This window comes from Fictibacillus aquaticus (genome assembly GCF_002245695.1).
GTDB lineage: Bacteria > Bacillota > Bacilli > Bacillales > Fictibacillaceae > Fictibacillus > Fictibacillus aquaticus.
On sequence record NZ_NOII01000030.1, the window covers coordinates 1 to 5,699 of the forward strand.

Sequence of the window (5,699 nt, forward strand, 5' to 3'; positions counted from 1 at the left end):
TGTTGATAACGTCAATTTTGTCCTTAACCTTCGCTCCGCCGATGATGGCAGTGAACGGACGGTCAGGATTTGAAAGAGCTTTTCCTAGCACTTCAAGCTCTTTTTCCATAAGAAGTCCTGCAACTGCCGGCAGATGCTTAGCGATTCCTTCAGTTGATGCGTGGGCACGGTGTGCCGCACCGAATGCGTCATTTACATACACATCTGCAAGTGCCGCAAACTTTTCTGCAAGCTCAGGATCGTTCTTTTCTTCTCCAGGGTAGAAACGTACGTTTTCAAGAAGGATCACGCCGCCTTCTTCTAATGAAGAAAGAGCCGTTTTTACTTCTTCTCCGTAAGCTTCGTCTGTTTTGACAACTTCCTTGCCAAGATGCTCGCTCAATTGTTTCGCAACGGCGTCAAGACGAAGCTCTTCAACCACTTGTCCTTTAGGACGGCCAAGGTGGCTGGCAAGAAGCACCTTCGCACCTTGCTCTGTTAAGTATTGAATGGTAGGAAGGGCAGCACGGATACGTGTATCGTCTGTCACTTCTCCATCTTTCATCGGAACGTTAAAGTCTACGCGGCAAAATACCGTTTTGCCTTTTACGTCGATGTCGCGAACTGATTTCTTGTTCATAAGTACTCGAGACCTCCTGACAGGGTGGGTATTTTTTAAACAAACATAGGAAAGAGGAGTAGAGCACCTGCCTCTCTCCCCCTCCTTAATGTTCGTCTCTAATTATTAAAGTCCTTTTTTAGCGATAAAGTCAATCAAGTCAACTACACGGCTAGAGTAACCAGACTCGTTGTCGTACCAAGAAATAACTTTTACCATGTTGCCTTCCATAACCATTGTAGAAAGAGCATCGATTGTAGAAGAGTTAGCGTTTCCGTTGTAGTCAGTTGATACAAGCGGCTCTTCAGAGTAGCCAAGGATTCCTTTAAGCGGTCCTTCTGCAGCTTCTTTAAACGCAGCATTGATTTCGTCAACAGTTACGTCTTTTTCAAGCTCAGCAACAAGGTCTACTAGAGATACGTTTGGAGTTGGAACACGCATAGCCATACCGTTCAGCTTGCCCTTAAGCTCAGGAAGAACAAGAGATACCGCTTTAGCAGCACCAGTTGAAGTCGGGATGATGTTCTCAGCTGCCGCACGAGCACGACGAAGGTCTTTGTGCGGAAGGTCAAGGATCTGCTGGTCGTTAGTGTATGAGTGAACAGTAGTCATCATACCGCGAACAAGTCCGAACTTCTCGTGAAGAATCTTAGCGAAAGGAGCTAAGCAGTTAGTCGTACAAGAAGCGTTAGAGATTACATCGTGCTGAGATGCATCGTACTTGTCTTCGTTAACACCAAGAACAACAGTGATGTCTTCGTCAGTTGCTGGAGCAGAGATGATAACTTTCTTAGCTCCTGCTTCAATGTGTTTCGCAGCGTCAGAACGCTTCGTGAAACGTCCAGTAGATTCAACAACTACTTCTACGCCAAGGTCACCCCATCCAAGCTGTGCAGGGTCACGCTCTGCCAATACTTTGATTTCCTTGCCGTTTACGATAAGTGCGTTTTCTTTAACTTCTACAGTTCCTTCGAATTTACCGTGAATAGTATCATGCTTAAGCAAGAATGCTAGTGTTTCAGCATCTGTTAAGTCGTTTACTGCTACTACTTCTACGTTAGGGTTTTTGAAAGCAGAGCGGAATACGTTACGTCCGATACGTCCAAATCCGTTAATACCAATTTTCGTTGCCATTATAAATGACCTCCTTGTATTTAAGAGAAAGTATTTTAAATTTATAAAAAGGGATAACTCCCTAATTAACGATAGTCAGAGCGCAGTTCGTCATAAAGCTGACGAGCGGCGCCTTCATCTGTAACGAGCACGCCTTTAGGTCCGTGCTTCATAAACGATGATATTGCCTGTGCTTTAGAGGATCCTCCTGCAACAGCCATAATAAGCTCGCTGTTCTGCAGTTCCTCGAGCTGCAGCCCGATCGTCCTCACTCGGTGGACAACCTTGCCTTGCTTGTCAAAATAATACCCGAATGCTTCTGCCACGGCTCTTTCTTGTCCGAGCTTTTCAATCAGCTCTGAAGAAGAATTCCGGCGTTCTGCCATTGTTCTAGCATCACCAATGCCGTGAATCACTATACTCGCTGAGTGCAGCAGCTCCATGACTTCTTTTATGACCGGCTCTTGAATCAAAGACAGGTATGTGTCCTTGCTGAGCTGATCAGGAAGGTGAAGCAGACGGTAATGGCCGTTTGCCTTTTGTGCCATCGCTGCGCATATCGTGTTCGCCTGGTTCTCTACCTTCTCACCAAGACCGCCGCGCGCCGGCACGAACAATAGCTCCTGATCCTTGCTCCCAGGCGTCATCATTTCAGCTACGGCGGCAAGTGTCGTTCCGCCTGTAACTGCGATAACATTATCGCCTTTGAGCTCCTGTTTTAACCTCTGGATTGCCGCTTTTCCCAGTTCCGTCTTGACCCAGGGATCTGAATCACTGTCTCCAGGAACGACAATCACTTCAGACAGATTTAAGATATCCTTTAAACCTGATTCTAAAACACGCAAACCTGAAAGTTCTTTCATCATTTCAGAAAGCTTTGTGAGTGTGCTGCTTCCTTCTTCAGTCAGCGACATGCCTGACGAACCAATGTGCAGCAGCCCTTGATCGCGCAGAAAGGTGACTTCACTCCTTAAAACGCGTTCAGTCAAGTTCAGGTTAGCGGCGAGACTGCGGCGTCCAATCGGCTCATGGGACCTTACAACAGAAAGAATGCTGTATCGCTTTCTCATGACTTCAATAAGATCAGGCAGCAATTTTTGCTGTATGTTGATTAATTCTTTCATCCTGCATTCTCCTACCACGCTATTCGTTGGACTTAATTTGTCCCGCATAGTCATTTTATGTCCCATCGGAGAGTAAAAAAATCCTGGCGGTCAAACCAAGCTTTTTGAGTATGTTTTCTGAAGTCAAATTCATTTTAGCAAAAACAAAAACAACTTTTCAACAACTTTTACTTATTAAAAATTAGTAAGCGCTTTCTTTACGGAATTCTTATCGATTTGACCGTAACCGACTTCTTCTCCGTCAATCTCGACTACCGGAATCATGAGTCCGTACCGCTCCAGAAGCTCGTCATCGCTATAAATATCAATGGATTGGATCTTAAATGAAATCTCAGACTGAAGCTCCTGCAATAGTTTATGCGCTTTATCGCACAATGGACAATGTTGTTTCGTATAAAATATGATGGTTTTTTCATGCACCTTTATCATCCTTCCCTTTTTCCTGAAAAGTAAACTTGTTGCTACGCAGGCTAGCACCGAGCCAGTAGATTTTGCTTTTTGTTATCGTTAGCAATATTGCTTATTAAGAATTCTGAGAAGTAGTTGATTTCCGTTTCAGGCGCACGCNNTCACCTGTCCCACTCGTCCCGCTGGAGTCGGCGCCTTACACTACAATCAACTTTATCAAAGAAGTAATCAAAGATGGTCAACAATGAGATTGACATGTAAAAAGCAATTAATCGAATGGAATAGAAAATTTTCATGAATTAAACGTCGAAGCTTAACTAATTTAGCAGCAATCTTTTTAATGAATATAATAATTTTAAATGAAGGTTTAATGTCGAGCAATAAAGCTACTCCATATTGAGCAGATTGTACTTTTTTTGCAGTGATTCTGGTGCGTTCTTAATCATTCTTTGTAAAATGAACGCAGCGACGGCCACTTCATCTAATATTCCGAAGAACAGCAGGAAATCTGGGATGATATCAAACGGGAATACCGCATATGCCGCAAAAAGGAGCAGTCCTGCAACTTTTTTAGGCAGACTGACTTTTGGTGACAAAAAGTAATCTTTTAAGAACGGGATGAACTTCCAGAATTTCAGAATGAATTTCAGTCTTTTGAAGGATTTGAACATCATATCAGAGCCTCCTTAAGATGCAGGTATTGCACGGCCAGTATGCCGAGCGTCAATTTTTTGTTCTATTTTTTCCAGCTCCGATTTATTTTTCAGAAGCTCCTCTTTATTCTTTTTTATTAGTGATTGTAAGTTATATTTCATTTTTTTCATTTCATTTTCTCTCCTATTTTTAATTTCTGGCACTTTGTGATAAGCATATCTAGCTTTTGGCTCTGCTTAATCGTTTCGTTGCTGTTGAGCCCCGTATTTTCAACGCAGACTGCGAGTTTATGTTTTTCTTTTGATATCTCGAGTGATATTGTTTTTTTATTGGTCATCTCCATCCTCCTTTAATAGCTGAACATGGCAGGGAGAACGAAAAAAACCTTTACCGGATCCGGTAAAGGTTTTCTGCATATATAAGCCTTTACCATATTGGCAAAGGTCTTGCTAACAACAATGAATGCTGCCAACAAAGCCGAGAGCACGAGCTCCGTAATGACGACTTTGCTGTAAAAGCTACTCCCCTTTTGGAGAACTATTCAACTATTTGACTACATCTTAAAATAGTTTGATTTGTCTGTCAATCAATATGCTACGCAAAACGCTTACGTTTTGACGAAGAGGGCAAAAGCAGCTCTTCACGGTATTTAGCAACTGTTCTTCTAGATATGGCAAGACCGGATTCCTTGCTCAGCAGCTCGCAAATTTGCTGATCAGACAGCGGCTTGTTCTTGTCTTCTTTTTCAATAAGTTCTTTTATTGCCTGCTTAGCTGAACTGGCCGAAGCTGTACCTCCATCATTCGTCTCTATCTTGGCTGTAAAAAAAGTTTTTAGTTCACGGGCTCCCGCTGGTGTCTGGATAACTTTATGTTTAACCGCCCGGCTTATTGTCGATTCATGCATCCCCGTTGCGTCAGCGATCTGCTTCAGTGTCAATGGCACGAGGTGCTGTCCTTTTCCTGAAAAATAGGACTCTTGGACTTTAACCACTTCAGACACTATTTTAATTAATGTCTGCCGCCTTTGTTCTACCGCTTTTTGCAGCCATTGAAACTTGGCGTACTGATCCTGCAAATATTTCGAAGGTCCATCTTTTTTAGCAATAAAGTGAACAGGTTCATAATCGCTGTTCAGCTTAACAGATGGATTGTACCGGTCATTAAAAGCGATTGAAAACTGACCGTTGCTATGATTGACTGTCACATCCGGATAAAGGTAGCCTTCTGTTCTTCCGTGTGCAAAAATTTTCCCTGGGCGCGGATTAAGTTTCTGGATAAAATCAGCTGCTTTTTGAATTTCATCCGGTGACGTTTGCAATGCTATGCTGATTTGTTTAATCTTACGTTCAGCCAGTTTATCTAAAAATGTTAAGACGAGCCGCCACGGAAGAGAGTTTTCCATCCCTTCAGCTGCTAGCTGCAGAAGAAGGCACTCCTGAATACTGCGGGCACCGATGCCAGCAGGCTCCATCTCCTGAATATGGCGGATCAGGTTTTCGATGGTTTCTTCCGGAACTGCGAAATGCTTCGCTGCTTCTTCACTCGATACGGTCAAAAATCCGTTATCATCAATGCTTAATATAATAAAGTCTAGCATCTTCCGTTCTTTTGCTGTAAGCGGCAGGAGGATGGACTGTTTTTGCAATGTTTCATGCAGCGTTTCTTCGCTGCTTATATATTCCTCAAATGACACCGGCATCCCCGCTGAAGGCGAGGTTTTTCTTTGACGCGGGCTTCTTCCAACAATACCCGCTGGCTCCACCACTTCTATAAGCGGATTCTCGTTCGCCTGTTCCTGCA

The 5,699-nt window shown here is 43.4% G+C and carries 8 protein-coding genes; all 8 read right to left on the minus strand.

Annotation, left to right across the window (positions count from 1 at the left end; translation table 11 throughout):
• Positions 1 to 619, minus strand: a 619-nt coding sequence (locus tag CGZ90_RS18745) for a phosphoglycerate kinase (RefSeq protein WP_094254041.1), incomplete at its 3' end; no start/stop codon positions are given.
• 105 nt (positions 620 to 724) lie between these two features.
• Positions 725 to 1,732 (minus strand): type I glyceraldehyde-3-phosphate dehydrogenase, encoded by a 1,008-nt coding sequence (gene gap, locus CGZ90_RS18750; RefSeq protein WP_094254042.1) that lies wholly within the window; start codon positions 1,730 to 1,732, stop codon positions 725 to 727.
• A gap of 65 nt (positions 1,733 to 1,797) precedes the next feature.
• Positions 1,798 to 2,835, minus strand: coding sequence for a sugar-binding transcriptional regulator (locus CGZ90_RS18755; RefSeq protein ID WP_094254043.1), 1,038 nt, complete (start codon positions 2,833 to 2,835; stop codon positions 1,798 to 1,800).
• 174 nt (positions 2,836 to 3,009) lie between these two features.
• Positions 3,010 to 3,264 (minus strand): glutaredoxin family protein, encoded by a 255-nt coding sequence (locus CGZ90_RS18760; RefSeq protein ID WP_094254044.1) that lies wholly within the window; start codon positions 3,262 to 3,264, stop codon positions 3,010 to 3,012.
• A gap of 365 nt (positions 3,265 to 3,629) precedes the next feature.
• Positions 3,630 to 3,914: a YkvA family protein gene (locus CGZ90_RS18765; protein WP_094254048.1), complete on the minus strand. Its 285-nt coding sequence runs from the start codon at positions 3,912 to 3,914 to the stop codon at positions 3,630 to 3,632.
• Between the two features lie 15 nt (positions 3,915 to 3,929).
• Positions 3,930 to 4,067, minus strand: coding sequence for an FbpB family small basic protein (locus CGZ90_RS18770; RefSeq protein ID WP_094254045.1), 138 nt, complete (start codon positions 4,065 to 4,067; stop codon positions 3,930 to 3,932).
• Positions 4,064 to 4,234, minus strand: coding sequence for an aspartyl-phosphate phosphatase Spo0E family protein (locus CGZ90_RS18775; RefSeq protein ID WP_165766914.1), 171 nt, complete (start codon positions 4,232 to 4,234; stop codon positions 4,064 to 4,066). Before CGZ90_RS18775 ends, CGZ90_RS18770 begins: the two co-directional genes overlap by 4 nt.
• A gap of 257 nt (positions 4,235 to 4,491) precedes the next feature.
• On the minus strand, positions 4,492 to 5,699 hold a 1,208-nt coding region (gene rpoN, locus CGZ90_RS18780; protein WP_094254047.1), incomplete at its 5' end, for an RNA polymerase factor sigma-54.

Coding starts and splice junctions, on each gene's coding strand:
- gap (WP_094254042.1), bottom strand. CDS start 1,732: ATGGCAACGAAAATTGGTATTAACGGATTTGGACGTATCGGACGTAAC.
- CGZ90_RS18765 (WP_094254048.1), bottom strand. CDS start 3,914: ATGTTCAAATCCTTCAAAAGACTGAAATTCATTCTGAAATTCTGGAAG.
- CGZ90_RS18775 (WP_165766914.1), bottom strand. CDS start 4,234: ATGACCAATAAAAAAACAATATCACTCGAGATATCAAAAGAAAAACAT.
- CGZ90_RS18770 (WP_094254045.1), bottom strand. CDS start 4,067: ATGAAAAAAATGAAATATAACTTACAATCACTAATAAAAAAGAATAAA.
- CGZ90_RS18760 (WP_094254044.1), bottom strand. CDS start 3,264: ATGATAAAGGTGCATGAAAAAACCATCATATTTTATACGAAACAACAT.
- CGZ90_RS18755 (WP_094254043.1), bottom strand. CDS start 2,835: ATGAAAGAATTAATCAACATACAGCAAAAATTGCTGCCTGATCTTATT.